The organism is Aeromonas sp. HMWF017, assembly GCF_003061465.1.
Classification (GTDB): domain Bacteria; phylum Pseudomonadota; class Gammaproteobacteria; order Enterobacterales; family Aeromonadaceae; genus Aeromonas; species Aeromonas veronii.
Map to the genome: position 1 here is coordinate 41579 of NZ_QAJD01000164.1, position 739 is coordinate 42317.

1 protein-coding gene and 1 pseudogene are annotated in these 739 nt (G+C 64.5%); both read left to right on the forward strand.

Annotation, left to right across the window (positions count from 1 at the left end; genetic code table 11):
- Nucleotides 1-479, forward strand: a pseudogene (locus DBR30_RS22535) (penicillin-binding protein 1B); the annotation flags it as partial.
- 58 nt (nt 480-537) lie between these two features.
- Nucleotides 538-739 (forward strand): VOC family protein (locus DBR30_RS18275; protein WP_181363621.1); only part of this gene is annotated, 202 nt, incomplete at its 3' end.

Sequence of the window (739 nt, forward strand, 5' to 3'; positions counted from 1 at the left end):
GGGTCACCGACCAGCAAGCAAGCTGGCTGACCCTGTTCGCCATGACCAAGACGGTGAGTCAGGGCACGGCCCGCGCGCTCAGTGCCAAGTTCCCCGGCGCCACCATGGCGGCCAAGACAGGTACCACCAACGAGCTGCGCGACTCCTGGTTTGCCGGGATGGACAACAACGAACTGGTCAGTATCTGGGTCGGTCGCGACGACAACACCCCGGCGGGCTTGACCGGTGCCAGCGGTGCTCTGCAGCTCTTTAGCGGCTACATGAGCCAGCGCGGCGTCAACAGTCTGGGATTGAAGATGCCGGAAGGGGTCACCTGGGCCAACTTCTCCCGCGCCAGCGGCACCCGCGTCACCAGCGACTGTCCAGGCAGCCTGCAGGTGCCGGCCAAGGCATCCACCATGGGCTCCCCGGCCGGTTGCGCCAGCAGTGCGTCGCCGCGCAGTGCACTGGATGACTGGTTCGGCGGTTTCTTCAACTAGATCAACGACACGGGCAGCGCAGGCTGCCCGTTCACTATGCTGCTGACAAGGAAACACCATGACCTTTCCGCTGTTTGACGCCATCCACCATGTGGCCATCATCGCCAGCGATTACCCACGCTCGCGCCACTTCTACCACGAGGTGCTGGGGCTGCCCATCATCGCCGAGACCCTGCGCGAAGCACGCCAGTCATGGAAACTGGATCTGGCCCTGCCGGACGGCAGCCAGCTGGAGCTGTTCAGTTTCCCCTCGCCTCCCG